Raw genomic sequence first — 17,986 nt, 5'->3', positions numbered from 1 at the left:
AACTACCTCTACCGAAGGATCTTTCTGGAATACCAACGGCGACGACATGGATCCCATCATTGATCGACCCACAACAGGTGGCGGAGCTCTCGACTAACTTCTGTGGTCTTTTTATTTTTTCTTTAGGAATCTTTATTCTGGATGAGCATATAATTGATATCAACTTATTTATTAATAATATAAAGTATTCGGTCGATAAATTCTTTTGAGTCATAAATAGGATATTACATTCAATTCTTGAGATGCAAACTTACGCTACAAAAAAGAGTTTAATACTACTTTTAACACTTTTTATATGCTTCTGCTCATCTGCAACTCTCATTGCTCAGATTTCAGAGCAACAAAAAATATATACCAGTCTATTATCTTCTAATAAATCAATAGAGTCCGATTTATTGTGGTCTTTTGTAATTTCTTACCATTCATCTAATGATATCCAGAAAAGATCACTGCTCAATAATATTGAGAATATTAAGTTAAATGATGCGATTGATCCTACATCTACACGAAATTCTATTCGAGGTTTAGCATTTGAGTTTTCTGATGAAAAAATGCTCCTAGTATATCTATTGAATGAAGCGTCTGAAGATTATCGAAACAAACATTTTGATCACTTCTACTCATTAAATTCAAATAAATATGAGTTAAAAGAGATAAATAAAAAAATAGTGAATAATGAAAAAATTGATCTTTCTGATGAAATTTTTTCGAATAATCCTTCTTTGTATTTCTATTTAGCCGAGTACACTCAAACATTAAATGTAGTTGACAGCAGTATATTTGACTACATCATTGAATTCAAAAATGAAAAATATTCTGAACATGAGTTAATCCCTATTGAAAATGAATTATACTTGGCTGCACTTTTCTATGCATACTATAATTTAAACGAGTTTCAATCTATTGATAAATTCTACTCTGACCTTATTGATTTCAAATTATTTCCGGATTCATATTCTAAGAGAAACCTATTTTGGAGCCTCGATTATGTCATGTATCAAACGGGAAATATTGACAAGAGCCTGGAGGTGCAGCGAAATTTCACTATCCCCCTCACAGAGTACCTTCAGGATCAGAGTGGACTGAACGAAATTTACTCCAGTCACGGTGGGTATTTGTATATGCTGGGAAAATACCAGGAGGCCCGGAGAGTATTTCAACATGCCCTTCAATGGTCAGATAATCTGAGTAATGTAAATCTCACCCGGCTTTATAACAATTTGAGCCTCGTTTATTTCAAAACCGGGGAATCCGGCAAATATGTTGAAACTCAGTTGCGGGCACTGGAGCATGCTAAAACGTACGATAACTACGATCACCAGATAAAAATCTACAATAATCTGCACATCTTCTACCGGAAAAACCAAAATCCATCACTTGCCATTAGCTACATCAACCGGGCTGCTGAGCTGGCAGAATCAATCTCTAATACTGATGACCTGATCTCCATTTACATCTCAAAAGCAGTTTTTGAAAAAGATTCAAATAAAAATTTTGAACAGGCCCTCGCCCTTCTGAATAAAGCTGAATCATTAATAAGAGAAAATACATCAAACCGAACTGTTATAAGAATACTCAGTGAAAAGGCAGACATTCTTAATGCACAGGGTAATATTGATAAAAGCATTGAGCTTCAAAATAGGATTGTAGACATTGGCAGAGCACAGTCGGATCCGTCAATATTTTTAGAAGCAACAATTGAAGTTGCAGAACTCGAGCTTAAACGTAAAAACTTCGGTGACGCCAAGCGACTGTTAACCCAATTCAAAAGTCACGATATATCAATTGTTGATTTTTCTGTATTAACACTTGCTCAAATTATTGAGGCAAAATTGGCGCATGAAGATGACGATTTCGCGCGTGCAGAGCAGCGTTACAATCAAACCGCTGAACTGGTCCTTGAGCGTGCACGATACTCTGCGGATTATGAAACAGGCTACTGGACCGTAGAAAGTGAATACTTACAGCTTTTTGAATCGTATGCAGATTTCTTAATAGAGCGCAATAAATTTGAAGAAGCCGTCCAGCTTCTGGACCGCGTTAAAACGATTAATGATGCGTCAATGCTTCAAAATCCATTGATCACGTCTAAACAGCTCAGCGAAGAAGAACTGGCAAAAGATCGCCAGCTTACCCGGAAGATGGAAATCTTGCGCAGCCGTGCATTTACTGCTACCGGCGATGAAAAATTTGAACTCAATACTCAGATTGAACGGCTTCAGGCTCAAAAAAGAGAACTTCATCAACAAGATCGAAGTCTTACCGATGTTAATACAGAACGGCCAATCTGGAGTGTTCAGCGTTCCCTATCAAGTAGCCAGATTTTACTTCATGTTACCAATATCAATAATAACTACTACATCAGTGAGATATCCCCCTCTACTGCTACTGTTAAAAAATTAGAACTGACGAATGAGCGGAAAGATCTTTTTGAAGGGGCCATTCAATCGATGATCACAGGCCGTACAGATCTCGAGTTATTGTTTGAAGTGAGCAAGATGATTGGCATTACATCTCTTCCTTCTCCAGTAACCTCCATCATTATGATGGCAGACGGTTATCTTCATCAGTTACCTATAGATGTGTTACCGCTTGTACAGCCTGAGTCCCCGTTCAGTTATGGGTCTGCAGAATATCTTGTGGAAAAAATTGATATACGCCACCTTAATCATCTTGGAGAGATCTTTGAGAAGAATGATGGTGAGAGGGAATATGAACGGGATTTTTCGGGTTTCGGAGTCGCCGATTTTCAGAATGAATCTACCGGAAGAAGCCTGATTACCCTGCCCCGCGCCCCAGATGAAATTCGATCGGTTTCAAAGAATCTTTCGCGTTTTTCACAGAAAGAAGAATACACCGGACTAAATGCTACTCCGCAATCTTTCAGGCGGGCTGCAGGTAATAGCAAAATTCTTCATATGGCAACTCACAGCGAGATTTCTGAAAGTGATCCTTTGTTTTCGCGTATTCACCTCGTTCCTGATTCTGAATCCGGCGATCAAACAAATCAAATTTTTGCATACGAGTTGTTCGATCTGAATTTAAATAATGAACTTATTATGCTGAACTCTTGCGAGTCGGGCGGCGACCGGGCAATCCAGGGCAGCGGCATTATGGGCATAAGCCGCGCCCTTCACTATGCCGGGGCAAAAAGCCTTATTCTGAATGCATGGTCTGTAAACGATCAATTTGCAGCTGAATTTGCAAATATATTCTATACGCATATCAACGCCGGTGAAACAAAATCAAGGGCTTTGCAACTGACTAAAATTGATTTCATTAAAAATAGTAATGCCAATCCTCATTTTTGGGGGCCTTATATTCTAAACGGCAGCAACGAGCCTCTGATTCAAAAGCGCGGAGCAAATCTTGGCAACTGGTTGGTAGCTCTTGTCTTTATCGCAGGCTTCCTGCTTGTATCCCGTACTCGCCAGAGAGTTGCATAGGCTAACTTATATATTCCTCAAAATTTAAAACCGTTCTTGTTACCAGGCCAACCTTACAAAGATGACTGACACAATTTTTAAGAAATAGTGCCTTGGATTACGAATCAGCGACTCAGTAACTTTACTAACCAACCTTTTGATTACAACTACTTCACGCCCCTGCTTGCACTGCTCATTCCGGAGTAACCAACAACTCATGGCCTCCAGATTTTTAAAAGATAATACTTTTCCCTGGCGCAAATCTTCTCAATATATATTTCCTGGTTTATTCGTGGACACTGCGTTTTGCGAGAATAATAATACCAAGCCAATCCAATGAATAATTGCAACGCCTAAGGCAGGCTATAAGATACCTGCACGATATCAATACAAGGTCAGCGCTAATTTGTTGAATAAAGCCTCTCAGATATTTTGGATTTTACTTCATAGTGAGTCTGTCATACTTCACTCTGACAAATTTTGCAACGTCATCAGTCTACTTTTAATTGATGTGCTTAGGTTTAAGAAGAATTTTGCGAATAGGATAGACTCACATAAACGGGTGCGCACATCAAGCTAAATTATTATTCTAAATACACATCATAGATTGTTTGATACGCTGTGGCAAGTAGCCAACAAATTAACAGATGAGCGGTATTCTCCGGAGGTGCCCTTCATTTGTATATCTCAAAACATCCTTCAATAAAAAAACGGGCAGCCTGGTGATAACCAAACTGCCCGTGTCTAACACAGAATAGATATTATTACTTTCAATACTCGTTTACCTGACTGATAATGCTCTCAGATAACTTTGGGCAACTCTGCTGTATGCGCCGTTGAGTTCGAAAGCTTGCTCAAGTGCAAATTTTGCTTCGTCGAGTTTATTGACCTGGAAGTAGGCATTGCCAAGATACCAGTAGTTTCTTTCGCGCAACATCATGTCATCATAATCGATCTCAAGCGCTGTTTCAAATCGACTAATTGCTTCCGAGAATCGTCCCGAATTGTAAAGGATGGACCCTGACGTAATCAAAAGTTCAGCCTCTTTATATTCTGAATTGTCCTTCTGGAGCTCTTCGTTGATAAGGCTCAGTGCTTTTGCAACATCACCGGTATTGGCTGTTGAGATTGCCTGCCGCACAACGTCTGATTTTACGTCGTCAGCTACATTACCATCTGCCGACCTGTAATAATCGAGCTCGATAGAAGATATAGGTGATACGGTTTCTGAAGGTTCCGTACTGATATTGAATATGGTGGCTGCTCCAAACATCAGTAAAATTGCTGCTGCAGCTGACAACCACACCGTTTTCTGCGATTCGGTTCTTTGAAGTTTTGATTCACTTTCCCTGTCTTCAGATATTTTCTTCAAACTGGCAACACTTTTCATATAGTCGTAGTAGTACTCGTTATCGAGTAATTCTGCCCACAATTCGTCAATTTCACTTGGTGACAAATTACCATCTACATACGCCTCGATCCTTTTTTCCAGATCTTTGTTACGGTTGCTCTCAATCATAAAATTTTGTTTTGGTTGTTTATGTTTCGTCTCCACCCGCAGCCTGAACACTTAAACAATAGGTCGATCCATTTTCGGTTCCTGAATATGGGAAATCATGCTGCGAACTTCAATATATTTGATCCATAATGCCTGAGTAACTCATTTGTTACTATTTATGACACATTGTGCAATGCCTTTGCAATTGAACTATTAACAAGAGTCTTGAATACGGCTTATGTTACATTAAAAAATCTTAATATAGAGCTATCGCACGTTCAGAATTATACTTATCAGTTCAATTCATCTTTCCATTGATCAGGTGCAAAATCAACTAATTATTAGTTACCTTTTCAAACGTTTCAGCTATCCCATTTAAAACACATTATAATGTCATACAAGCGAACTTTAATCTTTTTTGTTCTGCCGTTTTTACTAACTACTCCTTTTTGGAGTTCATGTCAGTCTACAGATGTGCCGAATGGCCCGTCACTTGAAGAGAAGGTTGGGCAGCTTCTTATGATCGGCTTCAGGGGATACCAGCTTGCAGATACATCACACATTCACAGAGACATAGCTCAATATAATCTTGGCGGCGTTATTCTGTTTGATTTTGATGTCCCGACTGGCCGGCCTGTTCGAAATATAGAATCGAGTAACCAGGTTAAATCTCTTAACGCTTCGCTGCAGGAACTTGCCGATACCCCGCTGCTTATTGCTGTTGATCAGGAAGGCGGGCGGGTGGCACGCCTTAAACCGACTCGTGGATTTCCCGAAACAGTGTCAGCAGAATTTCTGGGTGAATTAGACAAGCCCGACACCACCCGGATGTATGCCAAAGAGCAAACTGAGCTTCTGAACGACCTTGGGTTTAATATAAATTTTGCTCCTGTTGTAGATTTAAATATAAATCCGGATAACCCGGTTATTGGATCCATTCAGCGAAGTTACGGTGCCGACCCGGCTCTTGTCACAAAGCATGCATCCGTTGTAATAGAAGAGCATCAGCAGCGAAATATCCTGCCAGTCATCAAACATTTCCCAGGCCACGGCAGTGCATGGAATGACTCGCATGTGGGAATGGCCGATGTAACTAGTACCTGGGTTGATAAGGAACTTGAACCCTATAAGAGTCTTACAGAGGCAGGATATCATTTTGGTGTGATGACTGCCCACGTGTTAAACAGAGCTCTTGATGAAGAGCTTCCGGCCACACTTTCACATACAATCCAAACGGGATTATTAAGAAACTCAATCGGATTCAACGGCATTCTGTTTTCAGATGACATGCAGATGGAAGCCATACGGTCTTATTACGGGCTAGAATTTTCTATCGAACACGCCTTAAATGCCGGTGTTGACATGCTGGTTTTTGGAAATAATTCCGTTTACCAGCCAGATATCGTTCCAGACGCTATAAATATTATCCTGAAACTCGTGGAGAACGGTTCAGTTTCTGAACAGCGAATTAATGAAGCCTATAGACGGATATTGGAAACAAAGCGTATGCTTGATTTAACTGATTAAATGATTTTCTGATGCAACTCTAATCAACCATTTTTCAGGCTATTGATTTATAAAAATTTAGACGAACCAACATGTCTATACCTAAGACGATTTCGATTGACACGCTTCCAGAAAAATTTGAGGGAGCCAAGACTGTTATCAATGAATATGGCAGCCTCGATACAGATACTGTTATTTTCAAACTCAATCCTGAAACATGGAGCTGTGTTGAAGTTTGCCAGCATCTTATTCGGTTCAACACATTATACTGTGAACAAATGGATAAAGCCGTTGACAGCTTCAGCACAATCCCGGTAAATGGTGAATCTTTTTCACCAAAATGGATGTCTCGCAAGATTGCTTCATTTCTTGAACCGCCCTACAAATTTGGTGTCAAAACGTTCAAGCCAATGTTTCCGTCAACTGTTGATTTGAATCCTGCCGAAACCTTTCACAAGCTGATTGAGATACAGGACAACATCATTGATTTTCTCGGCAACGCAAAAAGTGAACGATGGAATCTTGATAAAGTTTGTGCGTCCCATCCGATGATTAAAATTTACAAAATGTCACTCACTGACTTCCTAATCATCATTGATGCCCATCAACGCCGGCATTTTTGGCAAATTGAACAGATCTTGAAACGAATACCTGATTAACTTTCAGTCGTCCATTACTTGTTTGACTTTTTATAATTTGAACTCAGGTTCGATAATTAACAGGCTTTGCAGAACCAGGAATTTTGCTATACTTCAAGCCCAACAGCTGTTTGATGAACCAGAGCGGACTTACTTCAAGTGAGGATTTCGATGTCATAGTAAAGCAGAGATTTGACAAAAGCACGGTTTTGCAGAGCAATCTATTATCTTATTCAAAATTGATGCAGAGGGCTTCATAATCAAAAGACATTAAGTGGTTAAGTTTTAAAAACCTGCATTTTTGCAAAATTGAAATTTTCATCACTTCCAATTCTACCAATTTCCCTACCTCCTTTTCCATCCCTACTCACGCAGTTTGAGAGAGAGGGTTGCTTCAAATTACGTGTCAGCCACCACGGAAATTTCAAGGTCTCCCCTCTCATTTGATCTGAAAGGGGGACTAAAGTGAGTTACAAATCCGTCACACACCCCAAACTCGCCGTCGATACCGTCTTCGAATATTTCCTCAGCACACCTGTGGTAAAGGTTGGCGTTGGGGCCGTCCAGTTCTTTCGGCGCTTCTCGATCTCTTCTTCAGTCAGATCTACATCAATAGATCGATCATCGGCATCAATGGTGATGGTGTCGCCATTTTCTACCAGGCCGATGAGTCCGCCGGTCTGCGCTTCGGGAGTGACATGGCCAATTACAAAGCCATGGGTTCCGCCGGAGAAACGACCATCGGTAATCAGGGCCACCTCATTGCCGAGTCCGGCCCCCATAATGGCAGCGGTAATGGAGAGCATTTCCCGCATGCCCGGTCCGCCTTTGGGGCCTTCATAGCGAATAATCACCACATCGCCCTTTTCCACTTCACCGTTCTGAATTCCAACAAGGCTCTCCTCTTCAGAATTGTACACCTTGGCGGTACCGGAAAATTTGGTCCCCTCCTTCCCGGTAATCTTGGCCACAGATCCCTCTTCGGCCAGGTTGCCGTATAGAATTTGTAAATGCCCTGTCGGTTTGATCGGTTCCGATACCGGGTAAATCACTTTCTGTTCTTCAAGCAGGCCCGGCAGGTCGGCCACGTTTTCTTCAAGCGTTTTCCCAGTCACGGTGAGACAGCTGCCATCAAGCATCCCTTCTTTCAGCAACAGTTTTTGAACAGCGGGAACGCCTCCGGCATTGTAAAGATCCTCCATTACATATTTCCCGCTGGGTTTCAGGTCGGCCAGGAACGGAGTCCGGTTGCTTACCTCCTGAAAATCATCGATCGAAAACGGAACACCGGCGGCATGGGCAATTGCCAGCATATGCATAACCGCATTTGTGGATCCGCCAAGAGCAATAATCATTGTAATCGAGTTCTCCAGAGATTTCCTGTTGATGATATCCCGCGGCTTGATGTCTTTCTCCATCAGCACCCGAATGGCATCGCCTGCACGCTCACACTCTTTAATCTTTTCATTATGTGTTGCCGGAATCGATGAGCTGTAAGGCAGACTCATTCCAAGCGTTTCAATAGCCGAGGCCATGGTGTTGGCTGTATACATCCCGCCGCAAGCACCTGCACCGGGACACGCATGCTTCAGCACCCGGTTCATCTGCTCTTCGGTATATTCGTCCGATAGAAACTTTCCGTACGATTCGAATGCCGAGACAATATCGAGCTTCTCTCCGTTCAGGTTCCCAGGACGGATCGTGCCGCCGTAGATCATAATAGAGGGACGATTTACCCGTCCCATCGCCATTACGGCGCCGGGCATGTTCTTATCGCACCCTACTACCGAGATATTGGCATCGTACCACTGCGCGTTCATCACTGTTTCAATAGAGTCGGCGATAATATCTCGGGACGGCAGTGAAAACTTCATTCCTTGTGTTCCCATCGATATCCCGTCACTCACACCGATAGAATGGAACATAAAACCAACAAGCTCATTCTCCCAAACGCTTTTCTTAGCTACAGCGGCCAAATCATTCAGGTGCATGTTGCAAGGATTGCCATCCCAGCCGGTGGAGGCAATACCAACCTGGGCCTTTTTCATGTCGTCCTCGCTCAAGCCCGTTGCGTATAACATCGCTTTAGACCCCACCTGAGATTGGGATTCTGTAAGTCTTGCGCTGAATTTATTTAATTTTTCTAACATTTATACGGGTTTATTTAACTACTGATTCTATTGAGTTTAGATGATTTATATACATTTTATGAAAGCGCTTTTAAAGAACACCTATACGTAATCATATATTAATGCAATAAATAGTAATTATTTTTCTTGACAGCTAAAACTCATATCTCTATACTGATTGTAGAAATTAAACAGATATACATTTTGTCTACCACACACACAAACTTTCCAAATTTTTCAAGCCGACCCAACGGCAGTGGAGAGATTGCTGTGGCTGAACATACGAGCTTTTCTAATCTGTTAGTATTATCGATTTCTGATTTAGATATTGACCTTGATATCATTGGTCTATCTATTCTATCCATCCTACTAATTAATATTCTAATTCTAATTCTGAGCTAAATAAACAGCCGGAGATTAGAATTTAGATTCCTCAATACATCCTAAATTTTGACCTCCGGCAGGAAACGTATATCTCTATGCCAATGAAACCTGCCAAAAAACAAACTGCTTCTGACAATCGCTCGACTTATCTCGAAACGGTTAAATCCACGGTTCCCGATGAGGATGTATCTTATTTCAACGGTGCTGAAATTTTAATCAAAACCCTCACCGATATTGGTGTCGACACTGTGTTTGGTTATCCCGGCGGAGCAGTTCTGCCGATATACGACCAGCTCTTCGATTGTCACGACATTAATCACTACCTCATCCGCCATGAACAGGCAGGCACCCACGCTGCTGACGGGTATGCGCGGGCGACAGGCAAAGCAGGCGTTGTTCTGGCCACATCAGGCCCCGGCGGTACCAACACTGTTACCGGGATCGCGACTGCAGCTATGGATTCCATTCCCCTTGTAGTACTGACCGGCCAGGTTCCCACCGGTGTAATTGGCAACGATGCGTTCCAGGAGGCAGATATTGTAGGAATTACCCGCCCCATCACCAAGCATAGCTACCTTGTGCGTGATGTCAATGAACTGGAGCATTGTCTTCGTGAAGCGTTTCATATTGCCACCAGCGGGCGCCCAGGCCCTGTATTGGTAGACCTTCCAAAAGATATGCTCAACACTGAAGGGAGATATACTGGCAAGAAAACGGTGCAAATCCCAAGCTATAAACCCACTACTCAGGGTCACTACACGCAGATAGCGAAAGCAGCTAAAATGCTCAGTGAAGCGAAAAAGCCACTGATCTATGCTGGTGGCGGTGTGATTCTCGGCGAGGCATGGGAAGAGCTTACGGCTATGGCAGAGCGTCACAACATTCCGGTCACAACGACTTTAATGGGCCTTGGCGGTTTCCCTGAAACGAAGTCTCAATCCCTTGGAATGCTGGGCATGCACGGCACATGGTACGCCAACATGGCGATTTCGGATTGTGATGTTCTCCTCTGTGTAGGTGCCCGCTTTGATGACAGGGTCACTGGACGACTTGATGGCTTCTCCCAGAACTCGAGAAAAATTCATATCGATATCGACCCTTCAAGTATCGGCAAGAATGTGCCGACTGAAGTTCCGATTGTTGGCGATGTGAAGCAGGTACTTCCTGTGATGGATAAGATGATTAAATCACCCTCCATCGACGAGTGGTGGGATCAAATTCATACATGGCAAAAAGAGCACCCATTGAAAGTGCCAAAGGCTGACGATAAGATCTACCCGCAGCACATGGTTAAAATGATCTCTGAAATTACACATGGTAATGCCATTGTCGTTACAGATGTAGGGCAACACCAGATGTGGGCGGCTCAGCACTACCAGTATAATCACCCGCGATCGTGGATCTCCTCGGGCGGACTCGGCACGATGGGATACGGATTTCCTGCTGCAATTGGTGCCGCCATTGCCTGTCCGGACCGAGATGTGGTCTGTATAACGGGCGACGGGGGATTCCAGATGTCATCCTACGAATTGATGACGGCCGTTGAGTACAAGATTCCTATCAAAATCGCCCTGATGAATAATAGCTGCCTCGGTATGGTAAGGCAGTGGCAGCAGCTCTTCTATAAAAACCGAACCAGCTACTCCGTATTCGGCAAGAACAACCCAGATTTCGTAAAAATGGCTGAATGTTATGGTGCCGTTGGAATGCGCGCCACCACGCCGGCTGAAATGCGGGATGTCCTTGAAAAAGCAATGAAAATTGATGACGGGCCGGTTATGATGGACTTCCGGGTCGTAGAAACTGAGAACTGCTACCCGATGGTGCCATCTGGTGCTGCGCTGGACGAAATGGTGGAATCTGATGAGGAAGCACAGAAATGAACAGAGTAATAAAGAAAGACATGGCATTTCTCGATCTAATTCAACCTAATGAAACTAAAATGAACTCACTTGCTAACTGTCATTTTGCTGCAAGCAACAGAAATGCTATGTCTGACCATGGCACAAAAAATAGCCGACAAGAATGAGTACAAACTCCATTGCCTCCATTTCAGACTCTACCAAAAACACACTTTCGGTGCTCGTAAAGCACAATTTAAACACCTTCTCCCGGATCATCGGCATATTCAGCGGCAAGGGATTTGAGATCGACAGCATTACTTTCGCATCTGAAGCCGAGCCGGGAATGGCCCGCATCACCCTTACCACTACCGGCAGTGAGGAAATTGTGGAACAGATCACAAAGCTTCTGCACAACGTGGTGGATGTAAAAAAAGTCACCAACCTGACAAATAAAAAGTTCATCGAACGTGAACTTGCACTGATTAAAGTGGCGAGCTCGTCAGAAAACCGGACCGAGATTATGCTGATTGCCCAAGCCTTTAAAGCCAAAGTGATTGACCTCAGCCCGGATAAAATCTCACTCGAAGTCACCGGTATCCGAGACAAAATTGATGCATTGATTGAGGTCCTTCGACCACATGGTATTTCTTCTGTGGCGAGAACTGGCTCCGTTGCCACCAAACGCGAATTTAAGGGGAAAGCGTGATGGGATTTATTAAGACCGATTACGAACTCCCCTCTCGAGAGGGGACAGGTCAAGAGCGTTCAGCGATTGATCAGGGGTGTGTCCGGCAGGGCTTCCGAATCGGAAATAGAAACACACCCCTCGGCGTGAAAGACAGCCTTCGGCTACTTTCACATCCCTTTCCCCTCTCAAGAGGGGACTTATAACAACCAATTGAACAAAACCCAATACCAACACAAACAAACTCAATGAAAGCAAAGACTTATTACAATACTGACGCCAACCTGGATCACCTCAAAGGAAAAACCGTAGCTGTGATTGGATACGGAAGCCAGGGGCACGCGCATGCACTGAACCTGAAAGACAGCGGCGTGAATGTGGTCGTTGGACTGCGAAAGAGCAGCTCGTCCTGGAGCGAAGCTGCGGAGTCCGGACTGGATGTGTTTGAAACTGCTGAGGCTGCTAAGAAAGGTGACATCATTATGATATTGATTCCGGATCAGCACCAGGCAGATGTTTTTAAAACTGATATCGAGCCGAACCTGGAAGAAGGAAATGCCCTTGCTTTTGCTCACGGATTTAATATTCATTTTGACGGTATTGTGCCTCCCGAAAATGTTGATGTATTTATGGTGGCTCCAAAAGGTCCGGGCCACCTGGTGCGGCGCGTCTTTACCCAGGAATCCGGCGTACCCTGCCTGTTTGCTATCTACCAGGATCCAAGCGGAACAGCTAAAGAAACTGCCCTCGCCTATTCTAAAGCAATTGGCGGAACCCGTGCCGGCGTTCTTGAAACTACGTTTGAAGAAGAGACAGAAACAGATCTCTTCGGTGAGCAGGCTGTGCTTTGCGGCGGAGCGTCTGAGCTGGTAAAAGCAGGATTTGAAACTCTCGTTGAGGCAGGTTATCAGCCGGAAATCGCCTATTTCGAATGTCTGCACGAGCTGAAACTTATTGTAGATCTTATGTACGAAGGCGGAATCGAAGGTATGTATTATTCCGTGAGTGAAACCGCTGAATACGGCGGACTCAGCCGCGGTGACCGGGTCATTGATGCCGATACGAAAAAACGAATGAAAGATATTCTAGGTGAAATTCAGAAAGGCGAATTCGCCAAAGAGTGGATGAAAGAAAGTGCCGACAACATGCCCAACATGAAGAAAATGCGTGACAGCCTCGGCGATCACCAGATCGAGAAAGTTGGTAAAGAACTCCGCTCAATGATGAACTGGATTGATGACGGAAAGAAATCGGAATCAAAAAAAGAGGCTGAAACCGCGGAGTGAGTTTGACAATCCCCTCTCGAGAGGGGACAGATCGAGAGTATACAGCGATCGATCAGGGGTGTGCCCGAAGAGGCTTCCGAGTCGAAAATTGAAATAAACCCCTCGGCATGAAATACTGCCTTTGGCTACTTTCACATCCATTTCCCTCCGCCAGCTGGCGGAGGGATTTCTAAAGCAGAAATTCAAACATAGCCAACAACCAAGATCAATGTCCAAAAAAATCCAAATATTCGATACAACGCTCCGTGACGGAACACAGGGAGAGAAAGTATGCCTGTCAGCTAAAGATAAGGTCCGCATCGCACAGCGTCTCGACGCTTTTGGAGTGGACTATATTGAGGGCGGATGGCCAGGGTCGAATCCTAAGGACATGGAGTTTTTCCGCCTCGCCAAAGATTTGGACTTTCAGCACTCAAAAATTGTGGCGTTTGGCAGCACGTGCCGCGCCGGATCAAAACCGGAAGAGGATAAAAATATTCGCTTCTTGATTGATGCGGATACCGATGTCGTTTCGATTTTTGGCAAGTCGTGGTTATTGCATGTTAAACAGGCACTCAAGATTTCACCCGACGAAAATCTTTCAATCATCCGCAGTTCTGTTCATTATTTGAAACAGCACGGTAAAGAGGTGATTTATGACGCCGAGCATTTCTTCGATGGCTATAAAGACAATCCCGAATACGCGCTGGAGACATTGAAAACAGCTGAACGTGCAGGAGCAGATACATTTGTACTTTGCGATACCAATGGCGGCACACTCCCTCATGAAGTATCCGACATAGTTACTGCTGTTAAAGAAGCCATCTCCGGGAAACTTGGTATCCACGCTCATAATGATTGCGAACTTGCCGTTGCAAACTCTGTCGCCGCAGTTGCTGCCGGATGCGAACATGTTCAGGGAACTATTAACGGATATGGCGAGCGATGCGGAAATGCCAATCTATGCTCAGTTATACCTAATCTTCAGCTCAAACAAAATTACCACTGCGTTCCAGAGAGCAGCATTAGTCAATTGACCTCTCTTTCAAGTTTTGTAAGCGAACTCGCCAATGTGGGCCATGATACGCGCATGCCGTTTACAGGCCGAAGTGCTTTTGCTCATAAAGGCGGCGTGCACGTGAGTGCTGTCATGAAGAATGAAGCTACCTATGAACACATCAAGCCGGAAGCTGTAGGAAATAAACGGCGGGTACTGGTATCAGATCTTTCAGGTAAGAGCAACGTGCTTTATAAGTCTAAAGAACTCGGATTTGACATTGAGAATTCTGGCGGCAATGTACCTGAGATTGTTGAAAGGCTTAAAAGTCTTGAAAACGAAGGGTTTCAGTTTGAAGCCGCAGAAGCGTCATTTGAATTATTAGTTAAGAAAATGACCCAGCCTTTTTCCAACCTGTTTGAACTGGAAGGATTTCGGGTCATCATGGAGCGGGATGCAACCGGTGAATCCCGTTCGGAAGCAACAATCCGGGTTAATGTTCAGGGACAGCTTGAGCACAGTGCAGCTGAAGGAAACGGACCGGTTCACGCTCTTGACAGTGCCCTTCGCAAAGCACTCTGTAAATTCTATCCCGACATTGCCGACATCATCCTGAAAGATTATAAAGTACGAGTGCTCAACGAGAAAGACGGCACCGGGGCGAAAGTACGCGTGCTTGTTGATTCCGGTAAAAATGGGACGTCATGGGGCACCGTGGGCGTTTCAAAGAATATTGTAGACGCCAGCTGGCAGGCCCTTGCCGACAGCATGAACTACTATTTAATGCACCATTCAACGCAAACGACGAACACACAGGAGGTCCGCGATGAAGTACAGGTTCATTAACACGCACGGCATCTACATCCTGGTTGATCTGCTGGCCGGTCCGGCTAATAGTTAATTATGACTCCCGACCCAATGCACTACATTATTCAACCAAATTATATAGACCCATGGAAAAACAAATAAAAATTTTCGACACAACACTTCGCGACGGTGAACAATCGCCCGGGTACAGTATGAACAAGCCCGAAAAGCTTCAGCTTGCACGAAAACTTGAAGAACTTCAGGTGGATGTAATCGAAGCAGGATTCCCGATCGCATCTGAAGGTGATTTTGAAACCGTCAAAAAGATCGCAGAAACCATCACTCAAAGCAGTGTGGCCGGACTTTGCCGGACAACACCCATAGATATTGAAACAGCCGCCAAAGCTGTAGAAAAAGCGGCTAAACCAAGGATTCACACCTTCATTGCTACCTCCGATATCCACATGAAGTACAAGCTTTGCAAATCGCGCGAGGAGGTGATTGAATCAGCCGTGAAGGGTGTGGAAATGGCCAAATCGTACTGTGATGATGTGGAGTTTTCGGCTGAAGATGCATCACGCAGCGACCCGGAGTTTTTGTATCAGGTTTTTGAAGCTGCCATCAGCGCAGGTGCTACGGTGATAAATGTGCCTGACACTGTAGGCTATGCCCTCCCCTGGGAGTTCGGCGAGCTCATCAAAGGCATTCGGGAAAACGTGCCTAATATTGATGATGCTGTCCTGAGCGTTCACTGCCATAACGATCTTGGGCTCGCGGTGGCAAACTCCCTCACGGCAGTACAGAACGGTGCTCAGCAGATTGAGTGTACAATAAATGGCATCGGAGAACGTGCCGGTAATGCATCTCTTGAGGAAATTGTAATGGCGATTGAAACCCGTAAAAAAAATATGAATTTCAGTACCAATATCAATACCAAGGAGATCTACCCGGCCAGCCAGTTACTTGCGCAGATTACCGGAAAAGGCGTCCAGCCAAATAAAGCAATTGTCGGCGATAATGCATTTGCTCACGAAGCCGGCATTCATCAGCATGGCGTGTTGAAAAACCCACTTTGCTATGAAATCATGACGCCCGAATCAGTTGGTCTGACCTGTAACAAAATTGTAATCGGGAAACACTCCGGGCGATTTGCTCTTGGCAAAAAACTCGAAGAGATGGGCTACGATCTCAATAAAGAAGATTTGAATACCGCCTATCAAAGCGTAACCAGACTTGCTGATAAAAAGAAAGTCGTTGAAGATCACGACCTGGTTTCCATCATATCGATGATGAATGACCAGCCTGCACCTGAACCACAGAAAATTGCTTCGGGTGGGTGAAACTCTCCCCTAACAAGGGGAGATACAGAGGGGTGTTCGAATAAGTGATGTAAATCCGATTGACATCCCCCTTTTTTAAGGGGGACTTGTTCCAGTTTTTTTATTTAAAAATTATCAAACCAATACAAAACCAGTACCACACCATGGGAATGACATTAACTGAGAAGATTCTTGCAAACAAAAGCGGCAATTCTAAAGTCACACCGGGCGAAAGTGTCTGGGTGGATGTGGATGTGCTGATGACACATGACGTATGCGGTCCGCCGGCTATTCAGATCTTTCAGCGGGAATTTGGCGAAAAAGCCCGAGTCTGGGATAAAGATAAACTCGTAATTATACCCGACCACTATATTTTCACAAAGGATAAGTACGCGAATCGTAACGTAGATATTCTGCGGGCATTTGCCGCTGACCAGGATCTGCCTCATTATTATGATGTGGGCACTGATCGGTATAAAGGCGTTTGCCACGTAGCGTTGCCTGAAGAAGGATTTACCCGTCCGGGTGAAGTTTTGTTCGGAACAGATTCTCACACGTGTACTGCCGGGGCATTCGGACAGTTTGCCACCGGGATTGGGAATACTGACGCAGCTTTTATTATGGGCACCGGTAAACTCTGGGTGAAGGTCCCCGAAACCATGCGATTCATTTTTGAAGGCAACTCGATGCCTCCTTACCTGATGGCGAAGGATATCATCCTGAAAATTATCGGTGATATTGGTGTTGACGGGGCCACTTACCGGACGATGGAATTCGCTGGCGAAGGTGTACAAGCTTTTTCAATGGAAGACCGGATGACGCTGACCAATATGGCTATTGAAGCCGGTGGAAAAAACGGGGTCGTCGAAACGGATGATATAACCCGAGAATATGTGAAAGCCAGAACAAACAAACCGTTTAAGGAATTCTTTAGTGATCCGGATGCCGAGTATCACAGTGAACACTTTTATAATCTTGAGGATATGGTTCCAATGGTGGCCAAACCTCACAGCCCCGATAACAAAGCTACGGCTGAGGAGCTGGAAGGCACAGAATTAACACGCGCTTATATCGGATCGTGTACGGGTGGTAAACTGTCTGATTTCCGTGCTGCAGCTGAAATTATCAAAGGAAAATCGCTGAAAATCGATACCTATATTGTTCCAGCTACAACTGAAATTGCCAAAGGCCTCGAAACCGAAACTATGTTTGGTCAAACACTCATGGATATCTTCAAAGAAGCCGGCTGCAAAATTGGCCAGGCCTCATGTGCAGCCTGTCTCGGTGGCCCGTCTGATACATTCGGACGCCTGAACGAAGAAGAAGTCTGCATCTCGACCACCAACCGGAACTATCCCGGCCGGATGGGATCCAAGGCTGCTTCTGTCTATCTCGCATCGCCCTATACTGTTGCTGCTTCGGCGGTGACGGGCACCATTACCGATCCAAGGGTATTTATTCAGGAAACGGTGATATAGATGTGAGAATT

At 44.3% G+C, this 17,986-nt stretch carries 11 protein-coding genes; 9 read left to right on the top strand and 2 right to left on the bottom strand.

The annotated features are described in order from the left end of the window. Window positions 1-395: 395 nt before the first annotated feature. Window positions 396-3,446, top strand: coding sequence for a CHAT domain-containing protein (locus AABW11_RS13250; RefSeq protein ID WP_340105593.1), 3,051 nt, complete (start codon window positions 396-398; stop codon window positions 3,444-3,446). A gap of 760 nt (window positions 3,447-4,206) precedes the next feature. Here the strand turns inward: AABW11_RS13250 and AABW11_RS13245 are convergent. Next, window positions 4,207-4,944 (bottom strand): hypothetical protein, encoded by a 738-nt coding sequence (locus AABW11_RS13245; RefSeq protein ID WP_340105592.1) that lies wholly within the window; start codon window positions 4,942-4,944, stop codon window positions 4,207-4,209. Between the two features lie 369 nt (window positions 4,945-5,313). Between AABW11_RS13245 and AABW11_RS13240 the strand changes: the two genes are divergently transcribed. Both AABW11_RS13240 and AABW11_RS13235 read left to right on the top strand, forming a co-directional pair. Then, a complete protein-coding gene (locus AABW11_RS13240) occupies window positions 5,314-6,450 on the top strand; it encodes a glycoside hydrolase family 3 protein (RefSeq protein WP_340105591.1) in 1,137 nt (378 codons plus the stop codon). Between the two features lie 71 nt (window positions 6,451-6,521). Further along, window positions 6,522-7,088, top strand: coding sequence for a hypothetical protein (locus AABW11_RS13235; RefSeq protein ID WP_340105590.1), 567 nt, complete (start codon window positions 6,522-6,524; stop codon window positions 7,086-7,088). A 449-nt stretch (window positions 7,089-7,537) separates the two neighbouring features. On the opposite strand, the gene ilvD is transcribed toward AABW11_RS13235, so the two are convergent. Next, the gene (gene ilvD, locus AABW11_RS13230) at window positions 7,538-9,217 is read right to left on the bottom strand and encodes a dihydroxy-acid dehydratase (RefSeq protein WP_340105589.1); all 1,680 of its coding nucleotides are present in this window, start codon (window positions 9,215-9,217) and stop codon (window positions 7,538-7,540) included. Window positions 9,218-9,681: 464 nt separating this feature from the next. Between ilvD and ilvB the strand changes: the two genes are divergently transcribed. The 6 genes from ilvB (at window position 9,682) to AABW11_RS13200 (ending at window position 17,975) form a co-directional block, all read left to right on the top strand. Beyond that, window positions 9,682-11,463 (top strand): biosynthetic-type acetolactate synthase large subunit, encoded by a 1,782-nt coding sequence (ilvB, locus tag AABW11_RS13225; RefSeq protein WP_340105588.1) that lies wholly within the window; start codon window positions 9,682-9,684, stop codon window positions 11,461-11,463. A gap of 142 nt (window positions 11,464-11,605) precedes the next feature. After that, window positions 11,606-12,130, top strand: coding sequence for an acetolactate synthase small subunit (ilvN, locus tag AABW11_RS13220; protein ID WP_340105587.1), 525 nt, complete (start codon window positions 11,606-11,608; stop codon window positions 12,128-12,130). Window positions 12,131-12,357: 227 nt separating this feature from the next. Then, window positions 12,358-13,395, top strand: coding sequence for a ketol-acid reductoisomerase (ilvC, locus tag AABW11_RS13215; RefSeq protein WP_340105586.1), 1,038 nt, complete (start codon window positions 12,358-12,360; stop codon window positions 13,393-13,395). A 208-nt stretch (window positions 13,396-13,603) separates the two neighbouring features. Continuing rightward, a complete protein-coding gene (cimA, locus tag AABW11_RS13210; protein WP_340105585.1) occupies window positions 13,604-15,217 on the top strand; it encodes a citramalate synthase in 1,614 nt (537 codons plus the stop codon). 107 nt (window positions 15,218-15,324) lie between these two features. Beyond that, entirely contained in the window at window positions 15,325-16,518 is a 1,194-nt protein-coding gene (locus tag AABW11_RS13205; RefSeq protein ID WP_340105584.1) for a 2-isopropylmalate synthase, read from the top strand. Between the two features lie 143 nt (window positions 16,519-16,661). Further along, window positions 16,662-17,975 carry a 3-isopropylmalate dehydratase large subunit gene (locus AABW11_RS13200; RefSeq protein ID WP_340105583.1) on the top strand — a complete coding sequence of 438 codons (1,314 nt, stop codon included), beginning with the start codon at window positions 16,662-16,664 and terminating at the stop codon, window positions 17,973-17,975. Window positions 17,976-17,986: the final 11 nt, after the last annotated feature.

This window comes from Rhodohalobacter sp. 8-1, assembly GCF_038150125.1.
Lineage (GTDB): Bacteria > Bacteroidota > Rhodothermia > Balneolales > Balneolaceae > SW132.
This window is presented reverse-complemented; position numbering and strand designations above follow the sequence as displayed.